We start from the raw sequence: 15,407 nt of genomic DNA, 5'->3' as shown, positions 1-15,407 counted from the left end.
CTTTTTCATGACCTCGGCCGCCTTTGCCTAAAGGGAGCCAGCATGAGGGCGGGCTGCGATAAAAATCGCATACCCAACTGCTATCCCTTTAAGAAAACGCAAAAAACCGTGCTGCAAGAGCACGGTGAGCCGCTGATGTCATTCAGTCGGAGTCCACATGTTCTTAACTCTTGGCATCGGACTCGCGATTGTCGCACAGTTAAATAAACATGCCGATTTCATTTCGGCAAGTCAACTGGCCAGCCGCATACATGCGGCACGCGTCCGATCTATCCAATTAGGAGTTAAGAACACCCGTAATCATTAAAATGGCCCCTTTCGGAATGACAATCCAAATTTCTGTTTTTACTGTATTACATTTGTGCTCATTTTGTCAAACGTCTTCGTCGCCCAATTCCTTAAAACGAACTTTGATGAGCGTATCCCAACTCTTCTAGAAACGCATAAATTGCTTTTAACGGCTGCTTAGTGGAAGCACTTGCTCCTGCAAGGAACGAAACCAACAAAACTTTCTCTACCATGTACTGCAGCTCCTACAGCGATTGCAAACGCACTGAAACCAGCATCTCCGCAAACGAAAAAGACGTATTCCCTCCCCACCACACATAGCGGAAACGAATACGTCTTACTCATGCGCCAGTCAGAGCGCAAACGATAATCCCGAAATAGCAAACCTCGCACATTCCGGCAGCGGATAAAACTGGCGCAGATCAATATCATGCGATAAATGCGTGAAAAATACGCGGCGCGGCTTCCACTCTTCAATAAGCTCCAGAGCTTCTTTCACGTCATAGACGGAGCGCGTTTCGTATGGATAGGGCTCCTCGTAAAAACTCGTTCCGAGCACCAGCACATCCAATCCGTAGAGCGGCTGCTGTTGCTGCTCTGTCAGCCCGATCGCGTCAGAGCAGTATGCCCAGCTTGCACCCGTCTCCACTTCATCGAAACGATAAGCGTACGAATAGCCGTTCTTCCCATGATGAACACGCCAGCAGCTGACCGTCCATCCACCGAGCTGAAACGGCTTGTCGGCTTCTACGAACTGAATCTGCTTGCCTAACCATGGAAAACGGGCCAAAACCTCGACAATCACTTCCGCTGGCGCATAAGCCGTTCCTTGGCGACCCGTCCAGCGGCAGGCGTCAGCCCACTCTACCAGACCGCCAATATGATCGAAATGGGCGTGGGTTAACAAAATGCGGTGGATGTCGCGAAGACCCGCCGCCTCCATTTGTCTGCCCCAATCCGGCCCGCAGTCGATCAGCGTTGTGCCGCTCTCTTCATCCTCGATTTGCACAAGCGACCGCAAGCGCCTATTGACACCGCCTGCTGACGACCGCGCTTCCTCGCATACTTCGCAATCGCAATAGACGCGAGGAACGCCCATCGAGTCTCCCGTGCCGCGAAACGTTACCTGCATCATAACGGCAACAGCTCGATTTGCTCCATTTCCCGAAGCGCGTCTACCATCGCATGCCAAGCGTCCGGCTTATTCGGCAGCGCCGAATAATACTCTTGCAGGAAACGAACGACAAGCTCGGCTGGAATCCGGTCCAGCTCCTCGTCTGCCGGCAAGAAGCTCAGATTCAGACCTTCGACCGCTTCACCTTCATGGTCCCAAGAAGGATGAACGTAGTCGATATTAAGCCTTTTATAGCCCATATGGGAAAGCACTTCACGTCTGACGTAAGGGTTCATTGGCGTTACGCCGCCAAAGCCGTGCTCTTCCGCCGACTGAGGGTCGTAAATTTCGGCAAACATGCCGAGCGGCTCCGTGCCGGATTGAAGCGCGAGACGCGCCAAATCCTTTTCACGATTGCGCATGAGAAATCGTCCGATCCCTTTGCCTGCTTCGCCGATAATGGTGAAATCGGTCATCGCCGTCCGGAAATGCGGATAGTACCGGTATTCGGTAGAACCAATCACTCGATCGTCCTCGTCGATAGCAACGTAAACATGGATGCTTGGGTCTTCCAGCGGCTCTCGCCACAGTTCATAAGCAAGCACTTCCTCCGGCGGGAAAATACGCTTCAAAAGCGCATGCAGCTCGGTAAAATAACGATCTTCGATTGAAGTGATGCGATAATAACGCATACGTTCACTCTCCCTTCCAAACCTCTATGTCATATATCTATCTATAATCTGCTTGCAGCTTACAACATGTATACTTATGCCTCACGGCTGTTCCCCGTACACAAACGGATTGGCCCACTCCATCAGAACCGCGTTGCCGCATGACTCCTCGTCGTCCAAGTAATGAGAGGCGATGCCGACCGGGGTGCGTCCGCAGCGCAGCAGAAACGAAATGACCGGGTCTCTCCGCTCGCCGGACATGACGCTCTGCACATACTGCTCCGGCGTCATCTGACCGGCTGCCAGATGATAGCCCGGCATGCGTCCGGCGCCGAGCAGCCTGCGCAGCTTTAAAGCAACAACCGTTTCGTACATCGTTTGCATAAGCCATTTGCCAATACCCGTTTTGCGATAGGCTGGAACGACGCATATATCGGCTACGTACAACGTATCGCCGAAACGGTTATGATTGCGGATGTAGCCGCTGTCCGTTACCGTTTCCCAGCTATGAGCATGTTCGTAATCGGCCATGTCCACAATCAGTCCGGTCATGGAGCCAATAATCTGGCCGTCCATTTCGGCGCATAAAGCGCCTTCCGGAAAACGGCCGATATGCTCGCGCAGCTGATCTACATTCCACCAAAGCTCCTCGGGGTAAGGGGGCGGAAAGCTTTGGCGCTGCACTTCGATCAGCGCTTCGAAATCCTCTTCGTTATACCGGCGAATAATTGCTTCAGCCGGTTTGCCGTCTTCCCGAAATACGTATAGACGTTTTCTCACGAGAATTTCCTCCCTCACTTCCGAACAAATTCGGCAGATTCATTGAAATGAAAAACTAAGACCAATCCGGATACAAATCGGTTCTCCGGTCGCGCCACGTCGTAACCGAGCCGCCAGCCCGGACGTCCTCAAGCAGCGAAAGATCGAGGTCCGCAACGACGAGCATATCGTCGTTAATCACCCCTTCGCTGAGAATGCCGCCTGGCGGAAATGGGATGTCATTCGGTGCGATAATCGCCGCTTGACCGTAATTAGCGCGCATAAAATCAACCTTTCGCAGCGCGCCAACCGTACCGGTCGTAACGACGTATACTTGATTTTCAACCGCTCTCGCATGGCAGCAGTAACGAACCCTATGGAAGCCGTGACGGTCATCCGTGCAAGAAGGACAAAAAATGACGTCCGCCCCTTTAGCCCGCGCCATCCTTACGATTTCAGGAAATTCGATATCGTAGCACGTCAGCATGGCGATTGTGCCGAAAGCCGTTTCGAACACATTCAGCCCATCGCCTGGCGACATGCTCCATTCGGAAACCTCCGTCGGCGTCAAATGGATTTTCGGTTGTCGGTCGATCTGGCCGTTCGGGTGAAAGAGATGCGCCGTATTTTGCCGCTTGCCGTCTCCCACGTCTACGACATGCGTCCCGCCTACAATGTAGACCCCGTATTCGGCAGCAAGCGAGGCGAACAACGTCTCGTACGCTTCCGTAAATTCGGGAAGCCGGTCGATTGTCAGCGCTTTTCCTTCCCCGTCTCCGATCGACAGCAGCTGCGTCGTCATAAACTCGGGGAATAAAATAAATTGCGTGCCGTACTCCGAAGCGTTGCGTACGTAATGCGTCACCTGCTCGGCGAATTGCTCAAATGAAGCAATGTCGGCCAGTTTGTATTGCACCGATGCTACCCGGTATTTCAACCTCATCCCGCTCCTCTACTTCCGTTGTTTGAACTGAAGGGAAATGGTCGTGCCGAGATCCGGCAAGCTGAATACGTCGATTTTCCCTTCATGCATGTCGACGATTCGCTTGGCGATTGACAAACCGAGGCCGACGCCGCCGGTCGCTCTGCTCCTTGCGCCGTCTACGCGATAAAATCGCTCAAACATATGCGGAATTTCGTTTTCCGGTATGCCGATGCCCTTATCCTTCACTTCGATCTTGACGATGTTCTTCATCAAGGAAATGTTTACTTCAATCGGATCCTTGCTGTACTTGATCGCGTTGTCGAGCAGGATAACGAGCAGCTGCTTGATCTTCTCCTTATCCCCGTACATGCGGATCGTCTTCGCTGCCGCCTTCACGCGGATTGGACGCTGGAACGTCGTTTGCAGCATGCCCGACAGCTCGTTCACGACCTGTACAACATCAAACAATTCCTGCCGCAGCCAGTCCTCCCGTTCCGCCTCCGCAAGCGTCAGCATCGACTTGGTCAAGTTCTGCAGCCGCGACGTTTCGCGGTCGATGGCGTCGATCGCTTCGTTGCGGACATTTTCGTCATCTCGTCCCCACCGTTTTAGCATGCCTGCATAGCTGCTAATAACAGTAAGCGGCGTTTTCAGCTCATGGGAGGCGTCAGCGACGAACTGCTTTTGCCGCTCGAACGTTCGATCCAGCCGCTCAATCATTTGATTGAACGCCCGTACAAGCTGCTGCAGCTCGGCCGATTCCTCGGAACTGGTCGATTCGATTTTGCGGAGCTTGCCGCTGCGGTCGATTTCCCGCATCGTATTGACCATCTGCTGCATCGGCGCCGTTAAGCGCGATGTAAACCAGTACGTGCCGAAGATCGAGAACAGAATAGCGCCCGCGCTCGTGACCGTGAGCGCCGCTACGAGAATTTGCAAGTAATCGTCTAGCTCGTTGAGCACCCGATTGACCTCTAGCATCGCGACGATGTCAGGACCGTCGTATAGCGGAATGCGCATATACAAGATCCGTTCGCTGCTTTTCGAAATCATGCCGGTATCGTGCTGCCGCTGAAAGACAACGGGCAAGTTCAACAGCACCGGATCGGAACCGGTAATGTTGACAACTTTGTTGTCCGGCAGCACGATGCGAATCATCTCGTTCACGTTGTAATATTCGCTTAGCAGATCGGGGTCGTACATGCCCTTGCCGTTCTGAATGAGCGGATTTTCCAGCATGAGATTGACCTTGTTGCCAATGACGCGTTCTTCGCTTTCCGTCGTTATTTTAATGACATAGAAATAAACGAAAATATTAAATAAAATCAATATAAAGATTAACCAAAAAATGGTGAAAAGCGTAAATCGTTTACGCAGCGTCATGCGTCTGGCTCCTTAATCATATAGCCGACTCCGCGTACGGTATGAATAAGCTTGTGCCGATAGCCCTTGTCCAGCTTTTGGCGCAAATAACGGATGTACACGTCGACCAGATTCGTCTCGCCGATAAAATCATAACCCCATACTTCTGATAATATATCCTCGCGCGACTTCTCCTCGTTCTTGTTCTCAACCAAGTAAACGAGCAGCTCAAATTCACGCGGCGTCAATTCGATAAGAATATCTTTGCGGAATACTTTTCTCGTCCGCAGCTCAATCGTCAGGTCGCCGACCTTAATCTGATCAGAGCCCTCCGACTCTTTCGGATACTGTTGGAAAATGCGCAAAATGTTGCGAACACGCGCCAGCAATTCCTCCATCGCAAACGGCTTCGTAATATAATCGTTAGCGCCATGCTCGAATCCGCTTACTTTGTCGGGCACCGTATCTCTTGCCGTAAGCAAAATTACCGGAACCGGGTTGCCGGCTTGCCGCAAGCGGCGAAGCACCTCGATGCCGTTAAGCTCGGGCAGCATCACATCCAGCAGAACCAATTCCCACTCGCCGGAAGAGGCCATCTCATAGCCGGTTCTTCCATCAGCGGCGGTGCCAACTGTATATCCTTCATGCTCAAGCTCGAGCTGCAAAATGCGGGCGATGCCCGCTTCGTCTTCTACGACTAGGACGCGATCGTTCATTCTAGTTGTTCACCTGCTTCCTCACGGTTCGTTGCCGAACCTGTAATAAAAATATAATAGTGAAGCTTAATCGTAATTGCAAGCAATAGAGACGGCGCTCCTTGTGCCGCCATATCGATATTTCCCGCATTATTATAGCACAGCACAGCTTATTTTGTATCGAGCCCTCTCCTGATCTCTCTCAAAATGGGATGCATCGCTTTGTCCAACTGCCCCTTTAGCGTGCGGTCGTCCGTCGCCCATTTGCCTCTCCATAGCTGCGTCAGCCATTTCTCGGCAGGCAATTGCGGAATGGCGGCAAGCGGCGGCTTTCCAAACATCGTTAGCCAATCCGCTTGCCTTTTGAAAGGTACGGCCTTATTGGCAATCCAGTACAGCTTGCCTCCATTCGACTCCAGCTCCCAGGACAGTTTTTCCAGCTTATCCAGCCTTTCAGTCCGTAACTTGGAAGGATACGGGTCGGCAACGGCAAACACCGTTTGCGACTGCAGCAGCCAAGGCCAGCATTCGTCTTGCTCCAGCGCATTGCCCATGTCGAGCAGCGCCGTTCGGCCGGGGGCTTGTCCAAGCAGCACTTTTAGCTTTTCTAAGCTGTCGTTCGCCATCCCCGTATTCGTATAAGGCGGTGCGAAACAATGCAGGCCCCCGGACGACCAGGAGTCGAACGGCATCTCATTCCGTTGCAAGGAAGAAGCTGTACCGTTCAGTAAAATTTGCCACTCTGGGCGGGAAGAAGGAATTTCTGCCGCGGCGCATGCCACCCCGGATTCTGCCAGCAGCTTGGCCGCTGTAATGGCCACAAAAGTTGAGCCGGCTCCGGGCGATAAGGACAGAAAAGAAACTTGCGGCCTCTTCCGCGCCGGTTCTCGGTGCACTGTATGTACCAACGGTCTGTTGACCGATTCATTTCGAGCCAGCCGTTCCAATTCAGATTCCAATGCCGCCATTGAAGCCCACCGATTGCCCGGTCTCTCCTGCAACATTTTCCCTAGCAGCGTTTTAAACACAGGAGGCGTATCCTCCTGCAGCGCATGCATCGGGTCGCCGCGAAGTATAATATCCGAGCGATAATATCGTCCACCGCTCAGCAAATAGAAAAGCAAAGCGCCTAGACCATAGATGTCGGTACAGGGTCCGCTTTGCATGTCCCCGCTCGCTTGTTCGGGCGCCGCGAAGCCGGGCGTGCCTAGCAGCTCCGTATCCTCGCCGTAACCGAGTTTATACTGTCTCGCAATGCCGAAATCAATCAGGCGAATATGGCCGCCTTCCTCGATCATCACATTGGAGGGCTTCAAGTCGCGATGAATAATTCGCGGCGTTTGCCGGTGAAGGTAATCGAGTGCCGAGCAAAGCTGCAGCGCCGTTTGCAGCACTTCGTGAAACGGCAGCCTTTTACCGAATCGTGCGAATCGACCGGACAAATCTTCTCCGTAAATATAATCCATGACCAGTGCATCTGCATGCAACGCAGCAACCGTGAAACGATCAATAATTTGCGGCAAATTCGGATGGCTGAGGCGAGTTAGCAACGCCGCTTCCTCCGTCATTCGGCCCTCGCTCCGCTCCTCTCCTCCCCCAGCCGAGACGGTCAGCTTGACCGCTCTCAGCTTTCCGTACAGCTGTAAATCCTCCGCCGCATAGACAGCGCCCATCCCGCCGCTGCCCAGTTTTCCCGTCAAGCGGTAACGGCCGTTCAGCACCGTTCCGTTCTCTGCTGACCTAAACCGATCCATTCCTGCCATCCTCCTCTATTAGGCAACAAAAAAAGCACCTCGATCCGCCTGCGGCGCCATGCTTTTCGCATAACTGCCATCAAGGTCGGATCGGGATGCTTTCCCAGTCCTGTTTCTTCAATTGCCTTCCATATAGCCCTATCCTACCATAGCTGAAGTCGTCCTTCAAATAGATATCGATTGAGGCGGCTGCTGCTTATAAACAGCCGATTCGTACCTATGTATCCTTCTTCGTCATATAGAGCGTAATCTCTTCCCGGTTGTGAAAGAGCTGCTTTGATCGACGAATGACGAATGCGGTTGACATCCGCTCTTTCACTTCCCGTATCGTCTGAAGCGGCTTACGGTGCATCAGCTTAACCGTGACGATCGCCGTCGCTCCCGGAACGAGAGCCTGCTCCAAATCGAGCACAAGCCGGCTCATTTGCATTGGACTCCAGCTCATATCGCATACAAGCAAATCGAACGTGTCTGGCTGAAATTTTACATCGGACGCGTTCTTCTTCAGGTAAGTCAGACGCTTATTGCCAAGCAGCGATGGATGTAGCTCGCCGGGATCGATTGCCGTTACCCGTACGCCTCTCTCCAGCAGCAGCGACGTCCATCCGCCGGGAGCCGCCCCGATATCTAGCGCTGCGCGGAAATTGGCGTAATCGAGGCCGAACTCTCTTTCCGCTTCCAGCAGCTTGAATTTCGCGCGAGAAATTTGTCCTTCTTCCCTCTGAAAACGGATCGCCCCGCCCGGCCAATCGGACAGCATGTCCTTTGGGCTTCCGATGCCGACATGAAGCTCATTCTCCGCTGCATAGACCGCAACGATCAAATCCGGACTTTGTACGACATGCTCCGCCCCGCATTCCGTTAGCGTCCGATCCAATGCAGCTTTCGTATCCGCCGCAGAGAAAGGATAGCTTGTCTTAGCGTTTCGCCGGACATGAACCGCCACATCCTTGCCGCTTAAATTCGATTTCGCATCGCTCACCGCTTCGGCAAGTCTTTCTAAGTCCGCGTCGTTGCCTTGCAGCTCAAAAGTCCGGTCAACAGGCTGAATATGCCGAAGAAAAGCCGGCCGCTCCTTGCTAATCGTATCAACGAACGTCTCCGGGGATACTTCACTCTCCACCATAAACACTTCTCCGGCGGCCAACGGCGATACTTTCAACCGTTCGAACAGCCGCCGGAGCTCCTCTATCGCATAAGGCGAATAACCTTGATTCGCCGTGCCAATCCATTTGTTCACGTTTCCAATCCTCCGTATCTAATAAAACCGCTTCGGCGGCGAAAAAGAACGCTTAATCTCGCGCTTGCTTCGCAATCTCTTCCAGGAGCGGGTCCGGCATCGGGCCGTTATTCAATCTGACGCTCATCGGGGCATGCTGCGACAGCATATGATACATTTGCATGCGGCCCGCTGCGCTCGAAGTGTGCAAGTACACCTGCTGCGGAAACCGGCCCGACTCGACGATATGGCGGACCACCTCGTAGCCGGTAGGCTCGCTCCAGCCCAAATCGTAATCCAGCGACAAGATGCCGATCGGCTCCGAATCGACCAGCAGTTTGCATTCCTCGGCGTTGCGCGCAAGCACGAAGCCGGCCGGACAAGGCCGGTAATCGTCCAAATATACATGAATCATGCAAGCGTCCCCCATTCACGCATTAGATTCAATTGCCGACCATAGGTGCCGTCTTCATCCGGAGGCGTTTCTAAAATAAACGGCGTTTGCCGAAGCTCCGGGAGCGTAGACAGCCATTTCAAGCTTTCCTCGCCAACAAAACCGTTTCCGAGCGCCGCATGACGGTCGCGTCTGGAGCCTGCCGGATAACGCGAATCATTCAAATGAACGGCAGCGACCGATTCCAGCACACCCAGCCGTTGCGCCTTGTCCAGCCATTCGCCATCATCCGCTCCTTTCCATAGTCCGCTAGCGAACATATGGCAGCTGTCGAGGCAGTAAGCCAGTTTTTCCGGATAATCGCAAAGCTTGCGGATCTGAGCAAGCTCTTCGAATGTTGTTCCCATATACGCATGTTCGCCGGACTGCACTTCAATCAGCAGCTTCGCCTTGCCGTTCCATACGCCCGTAATTTCGTTCAAGCTGGCCACTATGAGCTGATAGCCCCGCAGCGGATCCGCACCCTTGTAAATGCCAAAGTGAACGACGACGCCAATGGAGCCGCACGCCTCGGCGATTTCCAAATCGTTCAGCAGCGATTGGATGACCTTCTGCCGGTAGTTCTCGTCCTCCGCTGCCAAATTCGCCGGATATGGCATGTGAGCGACCGAAACGATATCGTTGCGAGCGCAAAAATCGGCGCAGCTCGCCGCATCGCGCAAGTCCAACCTCTTGATCGACAGACTTCGAGGGTTTTTCGGAAAATATTGATAAACGGCGAGACCTTCATCCCGCGCTTGCATTGCCGCCGCAGCGTAGCCGCCGCGAATGCTCAAATGCCTGCCGATCCGCATCCTTGTTAGATCTCCTTCTGGCAGGAAGGACAGTAAAAGGCTTTGCGCGAGGACAGCTCGATCTGCACGATCGGCGTGCCGCATACGCGGCAAGGCTCGTTCGGACGGTCGTATACCGCGCAATGGTCGTTATAGCCTCCCGTCAGCGTATCGCCTGCCGTGAACGGCAGCTCCATATAGCCGCCCCGTTCGATTCCTTCCACTAGCACTTTATGCATCGCTTCATGCAACCGTTCCCAATCGCTTTCCGCCAGAAGCGGGATCTTCGTATCCGGCCGAATGCCTGCTGCAAACAGCATTTCATCCGCGTAGCAGTTCCCGATGCCCGAAACGACATGCTGGTCGATTAGGGATGTCTTGATCGCTCCCCGTTTCTTCTTAAAACGCGCGGCGAATGCACTGGCCGTCAGCCTTTTGTCGAACGGATCGGGTCCGAGCTCAGAGAGCTTCGCGTCCGCTTCTTTTACGGACAACAAATGGAGGAAACCAAGGCGAAGCCCGATAAAGTAGAGGCTTCCTTCCTCGAACTGAATCGTCACCTGCACGGTTCGGTCCGGCCGCTCCTCTTCATTGCCGAAAAACAGCAAACCGCCCAGCATTAAATGCAGGACGAGACGTTTGCCGTTGTCCAGGTGGAACAACAAATACTTGCCCCTGCGCTCGACGAACCAGACGGTTCTGCCCGTCAGTTCGCTGTCAAACGCTTCAGCCGACAGATTGATCGATTTCTCGCGGGTCACTTCTGTACCGACGATGCGGGCGCCCGCAATCCGATCGGTCAGCATCTTCCGATATGTTTCCATTTCCGGCAGTTCCGGCATAATTGCATTCTTCCTTCCTATCCGATCGCTTTCTTCTCCTTATCTCCCTATGCTACGGGAAATATACGAGATCAGTTCGTTTAAATTTTCTAGCACAACGTCAGGCTTGCAGCCTGCCGCTTCGGCATAATGTTCGAAATTGTCTGCAGTAGTAAGACCCGTTAGCACAAGTGCGGTTCCGCAGCCCGAGGCATGTCCTGCCGCAATATCCGTGGCGAGATTGTCACCAACGACCCACGTCTCTTCCGCTGCCATAGCCAGCTTGTCCAGCGCGTAATCCATCAAAATCGGCGACGGCTTCCCGATCAGAATCGGCTCTTTGCCTCCCGCTGCCTTCAGCATGGCTCCAATCGAACCCGCGCCCGGCGTCAAGCCGTTCTCTGTTGGAAGCAGCAGGTCCGGATTCGTCATCACATAAGCGGCTCCCCCGCGAATACGGCGAACCGCAGCTGCAAGCGTCTCGTACGTCAGCTTGCGGTCGATGCCTTGCAGAACGAAATCGGGAGCTTCAGCCTCATCATCGACGATCAGTCCCGCTTCTTTGGCGGCTTGCCGGAGGCCTGTCTCGCCGACAATATGTACGACCGCTCCCGGCTTTTGTTCAGCGATATAAGCGGCAGCAGCTTGAGCCGACGTGCATACGTCGCCAGCATCGGCTTCGATGCCCATCCGCCGCAGCTTCTCTGCCACTTCCTCAGGGGTAGCGGTTGAATTATTGGTTACATACCGATAAGGCAGTCCCCATTCCTTCAGTCGGCGGATCAACAAATCCGCTTGCTCAATCGGTCGGCTGCCGTGGTACAGGGTGCCGTCCAAATCGAGCAGCAGCCCTCCCATGCGCGGCAGCGGCTTATTCGCCGTTCCATTCCCATTCGTCATCTCGGTTGCTCATCCTCCCCAGCTTGCGCCGGAGCCTGTCCCTGCGTTTGCGAAGACCGTCCTGCTCCGCCCGTTTCTTCGCGTCCCTGCGTTGAAACAGAGCGCTGTCCAGCGACATCTCCAGCGCATCCGACGCATATCGTAAAGCCAAAGTGTAATCCTTCAGCTTATGCTCGTAATACATAGCAAGCTCGACGGAAGCAGCGATTGCCGTTCCCGTTCCAAGTTTTGCCGGCCGCTGTACGGCCTTCTGCCACAATAACACAGCTCGCTGCCAATTTCCAGCCTTCTTGTCTCGCTCAGCAAGCATCAGAAGCGTCTGTGCTGCGGCATTTTCCGACTCCGTCGCGCTCGCGTACAAATGCTCGGCTCGCTCCGCGCAGCCCATCTTCTCAAGCCATAGCCCCGTACGAACCATCTCCTCCGCTTCGCTCGGCAGCGGAAGGCGCGAACGCCCCGGATCGCCCGCCCCGTCGTTCAGCAAATGTCCGAAACGGATGGCCAGACAGGCCAGCGACAGCATATCCGTCTCGTTATGGCGGAATACACCGGAGAGCGGCGCCGGATCGCCGTCGGCCAGAAACCGAAAGTACAGCTGCGGCGCGAGCGAACCCGGTACATCATCCACCCGCTCGATGCCGAGCCGTTCCTCCTCGACGTGGCTTAGCTTGCACGAAGCAAGCGTATTGCGCCAAATGCTGCGCGATGGATGAAGGAAGTCGAGATGAAGCGGCTCCCACATCCGGCGGCCGAATCCGTTCATAATAAAGCGATTTTGCATGACTGGCCAATCGAACGTTCTTCCGTTATAGGTTACAAGATAGCGAAAGCGAGGAAGCAAGCCCTCCAAATAGAACAGCATGGCTCTTTCTTCCGCCGGATGACGGATAACCGCTTGCTCGACGACAAACCGATCTTCCGAAGCGTAAGCAAGCCCAACCATAAAAGGCACGTTTCCGGCGCCGACGCCGAGACCCGTCGTCTCCAAATCGAGAAACAGCAGCTCCTCCGGTTGGAGCGGAAGACCATGAAAGGAAGCTAGCCCGGACGCAGCCTCGCGCAGCTCGTCCAGCCGATGCAAGCCGTGCCGGTGCGCGGCCGGATACACAGCTTGGCGCAGCAGAAAGCTGCCTTTTTCATTGCTGTGCAGCTTGGCGCCAATCGGCCCCCATCCCATATGCAGGATCTCTTCTTCCGGTTCGTCTATCTTTAAGGCCGATGTTCTCGGCATGTTCGCGTCTTGGCCAATTTCATCCTCATACTGTTCGCTTCCCACAACGGTCCGCTGCTGCTCACCGGCGATTTCACTCCCGACAAGCTCCGGTGCGGCAAGCTGCGAATCGTTGCCGCCTCGCAGCCTGTTCATTCGCTCGCGCAAGCCGCTCATTCGCCGCCACCTGCTTCCTCCAGCAGTTGCAGCGCCTGGGATTTGCCAAGCAAGCCGACCTCCTCGATCGGTCCGACGCATGCCGGACAGCCGCTTTGGCAGGTGCAATTGCGGATGAGCGTCCGCGCCTGCCGCAACAGCTCGTCATGCACCTCGAATAGCCGTTCGCTTAGACCGATGCCGCCCGGGTAACGGTCGTAGAAGTAGATGGTCGGAAGCTGTGTATGAATTGCTTTTACTTGCGGCACAACTCGAATATCGAACGGATCGCACATCAAGTAGAGCGGTGCGATATGTACAAGGACGTTGGCGATGCCAAGCAGCGCATACTGCATCTCGTTTTTGCTTTTCCGAGCGGCCGCCTCCTCGTTGAAGCTAAACCAATAACCGCTCGTATGAAGCTCCTCCTCCGGCAAATGGATCGGGCCGGAGCCGATATTTTCATGCGTGCGAAGCCGGATTTTTTTGAAAATAGTCGGCTTGGCGTTGACCGTTACTTCGCCATATTGCCGAAGCAGCTCGCCTGACGTTCGCTCTTTGTCGACATGCAGCACTTTAAGCTCAACGGCAAGGTTGGCGTCCGTATAGTAATCGACGCTTACTTCCCGAACATAAGCTTTTTTCTCGGGATAATCGAGCTTCTCGACCTGATACTGCACGCCTTCGTGAATATAGATCGCTTCCTCGTGAATCAGCGTAGGTGCGCCGAAGCGGTCCACTTCGCCTAGCACGCGGCTGCCGTTCGAAATGTCGATAATGACGAAGTTTTCCTGCGCCGCCGACCGCAGCGATATATTGTGGGCCGGAAACGACTGCTCCATCCAATACCAGCGGTCGCCCGCGCGCGTCAGCACCTTCTCTTCGACGAGAAACTCCATCATATCCGCAAGCGATTCCGAGCCAAACTTCTCCCCTGACTCGAAGGGCAGCTCGTAAGCGGCACACTTCACATGATCGATCAAGACAAGCAAATTGTCCGGATGAATAAGCGCGCGCTCCGGCGGCCGGTCAAAGAAGAAATCGGGATTTTGAATCATATATTGATCAAGCGGGTTGCTGCTCGCCACCAGGAACGTAACCGAGCTCTCCTGCCTTCTGCCCGCGCGGCCCGATTGCTGCCAAGTGCTCGCAACCGTACCCGGATAGCCATTCAGCACGCAAGCCTGAAGCTGCCCGATATCAATGCCGAGCTCAAGCGCATTCGTGCTGACAACGCCGCGAATTTCGCCGCTTCTCAGCCCCCGCTCGATCTCACGGCGCAGCTTCGGCAAATAGCCGCCGCGATAGCCCCGAATTGTTTTATCATCCAGCTTGTCCTTAATAAGCTCCTGCAAATAAGTGAGCAGCAGCTCCACACGGACGCGGCTGCGGGCGAACACAATCGTCTGCACGCCTTGCTTCAGCAATAATCCGGCCAGCTTACGCGTCTCCAGTACGCTGCTGCGGCGTATGCCAAGCTGCTTGTTCACGACGGGCGGGTTGTAGAAGACAAAGTTCTTCTCTCCCATCGGCGCGCCGTTGTTGTCGACCAGCGCGACGCTCTCGCCAATCAGCCGTTCGGCGTGCTCCTTCGGATTGTCGATTGTCGCCGAAGCGCAAATAAATTGCGGCCGCGAGCCGTAAAACCGGCAAATCCGTTTCAAGCGCCGAATGACGTTGGCTACATGGCTGCCGAAGACGCCCCGGTACGCATGGACTTCATCGATTACGATATATTTTAAGTTTTCGAATAGCTTGACCCACTTCGTATGATGCGGCAAGATCGCCGAATGGAGCATATCCGGATTGGTGACCACGATATGTCCAGCATTCCGCACGACTTGTCTGACGGTAGGCGACGTATCGCCGTCGTATGTATGGCTTTTCAAACCAACGTCCATGAGTTCCGCCAGCTCCTGCAGTTCGGCTACCTGATCCTGCGCCAGTGCCTTGGTCGGAAACAAGTACAGCGCTCTTCCCTCTTCGTTCTCCAGCAACGACTGCAGGACAGGCAAGTTGTAGCAAAGCGTTTTACCCGAAGCGGTCGGCGTGACGGCCACGACATGGCTGCCGTGTCTCACTTGCCGATAAGCTTCCTCCTGATGCGTATATAAGTTCTCGATTCCTTTGGCGCGAAGCGCATCCTGAAGCTTCGGATGCATATCGCCAGGGAACGGCGCTGTTCTCGCGTCGCGCGGAGGAATCGTCCGCCAATGCGTTACGTTATCCATTATTTCTGAATCCTGCTTCAACATTTGCAAATATTCCGCAAGCCCTGAAGCCTTCCCCGTCCATCGGTTCATTGT

The 15,407-nt window shown here is 54.4% G+C and carries 15 protein-coding genes; all 15 read right to left on the bottom strand.

Annotated elements, in window-relative coordinates; translation table 11 throughout:
- Positions 1-398: 398 nt before the first annotated feature.
- Entirely contained in the window at positions 399-521 is a 123-nt protein-coding gene (locus ACFVTB_RS00545; RefSeq protein WP_387743584.1) for a hypothetical protein, read from the bottom strand.
- A 119-nt stretch (positions 522-640) separates the two neighbouring features.
- Positions 641-1,423 (bottom strand): MBL fold metallo-hydrolase, encoded by a 783-nt coding sequence (locus tag ACFVTB_RS00540; RefSeq protein WP_387743581.1) that lies wholly within the window; start codon positions 1,421-1,423, stop codon positions 641-643.
- Positions 1,420-2,094, bottom strand: coding sequence for a GNAT family N-acetyltransferase (locus ACFVTB_RS00535; protein WP_387743578.1), 675 nt, complete (start codon positions 2,092-2,094; stop codon positions 1,420-1,422). The genes ACFVTB_RS00540 and ACFVTB_RS00535 overlap by 4 nt, the downstream gene beginning before the upstream one ends.
- A gap of 81 nt (positions 2,095-2,175) precedes the next feature.
- Entirely contained in the window at positions 2,176-2,853 is a 678-nt protein-coding gene (locus ACFVTB_RS00530) for a GNAT family N-acetyltransferase (RefSeq protein WP_387743575.1), read from the bottom strand.
- A 55-nt stretch (positions 2,854-2,908) separates the two neighbouring features.
- Positions 2,909-3,769 (bottom strand): carbon-nitrogen hydrolase family protein, encoded by an 861-nt coding sequence (locus ACFVTB_RS00525; protein ID WP_387743572.1) that lies wholly within the window; start codon positions 3,767-3,769, stop codon positions 2,909-2,911.
- A gap of 15 nt (positions 3,770-3,784) precedes the next feature.
- The gene (locus tag ACFVTB_RS00520) at positions 3,785-5,140 is read right to left on the bottom strand and encodes a HAMP domain-containing sensor histidine kinase (protein ID WP_387743569.1); all 1,356 of its coding nucleotides are present in this window, start codon (positions 5,138-5,140) and stop codon (positions 3,785-3,787) included.
- A complete protein-coding gene (locus ACFVTB_RS00515) occupies positions 5,137-5,835 on the bottom strand; it encodes a response regulator transcription factor (protein WP_387743566.1) in 699 nt (232 codons plus the stop codon). The genes ACFVTB_RS00520 and ACFVTB_RS00515 overlap by 4 nt, the downstream gene beginning before the upstream one ends.
- A gap of 149 nt (positions 5,836-5,984) precedes the next feature.
- Entirely contained in the window at positions 5,985-7,568 is a 1,584-nt protein-coding gene (locus ACFVTB_RS00510) for a serine/threonine protein kinase (protein WP_387743563.1), read from the bottom strand.
- Between the two features lie 217 nt (positions 7,569-7,785).
- Positions 7,786-8,808 (bottom strand): SAM-dependent methyltransferase, encoded by a 1,023-nt coding sequence (locus tag ACFVTB_RS00505; RefSeq protein WP_387743561.1) that lies wholly within the window; start codon positions 8,806-8,808, stop codon positions 7,786-7,788.
- 52 nt (positions 8,809-8,860) lie between these two features.
- Complete coding sequence (locus tag ACFVTB_RS00500; protein WP_387743558.1) at positions 8,861-9,202, bottom strand: cyclic-phosphate processing receiver domain-containing protein; 342 nt, start codon at positions 9,200-9,202, stop codon at positions 8,861-8,863.
- Entirely contained in the window at positions 9,199-10,035 is an 837-nt protein-coding gene (locus ACFVTB_RS00495) for a deoxyribonuclease IV (protein ID WP_387743555.1), read from the bottom strand. Before ACFVTB_RS00495 ends, ACFVTB_RS00500 begins: the two co-directional genes overlap by 4 nt.
- Positions 10,036-10,040: 5 nt before the next feature.
- Positions 10,041-10,856, bottom strand: a complete 816-nt coding sequence (mutM, locus tag ACFVTB_RS00490) for a DNA-formamidopyrimidine glycosylase (protein ID WP_387743552.1) — start codon at positions 10,854-10,856, stop codon at positions 10,041-10,043.
- 39 nt (positions 10,857-10,895) lie between these two features.
- On the bottom strand, positions 10,896-11,735 hold the full coding sequence (locus ACFVTB_RS00485; RefSeq protein ID WP_387743549.1) for a TIGR01457 family HAD-type hydrolase: 840 nt from the start codon (positions 11,733-11,735) through the stop codon (positions 10,896-10,898).
- A complete protein-coding gene (locus tag ACFVTB_RS00480; RefSeq protein ID WP_387743546.1) occupies positions 11,707-13,122 on the bottom strand; it encodes a ribonuclease H-like domain-containing protein in 1,416 nt (471 codons plus the stop codon). Before ACFVTB_RS00480 ends, ACFVTB_RS00485 begins: the two co-directional genes overlap by 29 nt.
- Complete coding sequence (locus tag ACFVTB_RS00475; RefSeq protein WP_387743544.1) at positions 13,119-15,404, bottom strand: DEAD/DEAH box helicase; 2,286 nt, start codon at positions 15,402-15,404, stop codon at positions 13,119-13,121. Before ACFVTB_RS00475 ends, ACFVTB_RS00480 begins: the two co-directional genes overlap by 4 nt.
- Positions 15,405-15,407: the final 3 nt, after the last annotated feature.

It is taken from the genome of Paenibacillus sp. NPDC058071 (assembly GCF_042885235.1).
Classification (GTDB): domain Bacteria; phylum Bacillota; class Bacilli; order Paenibacillales; family Paenibacillaceae; genus Pristimantibacillus.
The sequence above is the reverse complement of the archived record's forward strand: the minus strand, read 5'-3'. Positions and strand labels throughout refer to the sequence as shown.

Excerpts from the sequence above, each read along its gene's own strand:
- ACFVTB_RS00545 (WP_387743584.1), bottom strand. The coding sequence starts at position 521 with ATGGTAGAGAAAGTTTTGTTGGTTTCGTTCCTTGCAGGAGCAAGTGCT.
- ACFVTB_RS00540 (WP_387743581.1), bottom strand. The coding sequence starts at position 1,423 with ATGATGCAGGTAACGTTTCGCGGCACGGGAGACTCGATGGGCGTTCCT.
- ACFVTB_RS00535 (WP_387743578.1), bottom strand. The coding sequence starts at position 2,094 with ATGCGTTATTATCGCATCACTTCAATCGAAGATCGTTATTTTACCGAG.
- ACFVTB_RS00520 (WP_387743569.1), bottom strand. The coding sequence starts at position 5,140 with ATGACGCTGCGTAAACGATTTACGCTTTTCACCATTTTTTGGTTAATC.
- ACFVTB_RS00515 (WP_387743566.1), bottom strand. The coding sequence starts at position 5,835 with ATGAACGATCGCGTCCTAGTCGTAGAAGACGAAGCGGGCATCGCCCGC.
- ACFVTB_RS00510 (WP_387743563.1), bottom strand. The coding sequence starts at position 7,568 with ATGGATCGGTTTAGGTCAGCAGAGAACGGAACGGTGCTGAACGGCCGT.
- ACFVTB_RS00500 (WP_387743558.1), bottom strand. The coding sequence starts at position 9,202 with ATGATTCATGTATATTTGGACGATTACCGGCCTTGTCCGGCCGGCTTC.
- ACFVTB_RS00495 (WP_387743555.1), bottom strand. The coding sequence starts at position 10,035 with ATGCGGATCGGCAGGCATTTGAGCATTCGCGGCGGCTACGCTGCGGCG.
- mutM (WP_387743552.1), bottom strand. The coding sequence starts at position 10,856 with ATGCCGGAACTGCCGGAAATGGAAACATATCGGAAGATGCTGACCGAT.
- ACFVTB_RS00485 (WP_387743549.1), bottom strand. The coding sequence starts at position 11,735 with ATGACGAATGGGAATGGAACGGCGAATAAGCCGCTGCCGCGCATGGGA.
- ACFVTB_RS00480 (WP_387743546.1), bottom strand. The coding sequence starts at position 13,122 with ATGAGCGGCTTGCGCGAGCGAATGAACAGGCTGCGAGGCGGCAACGAT.
- ACFVTB_RS00475 (WP_387743544.1), bottom strand. The coding sequence starts at position 15,404 with ATGAACCGATGGACGGGGAAGGCTTCAGGGCTTGCGGAATATTTGCAA.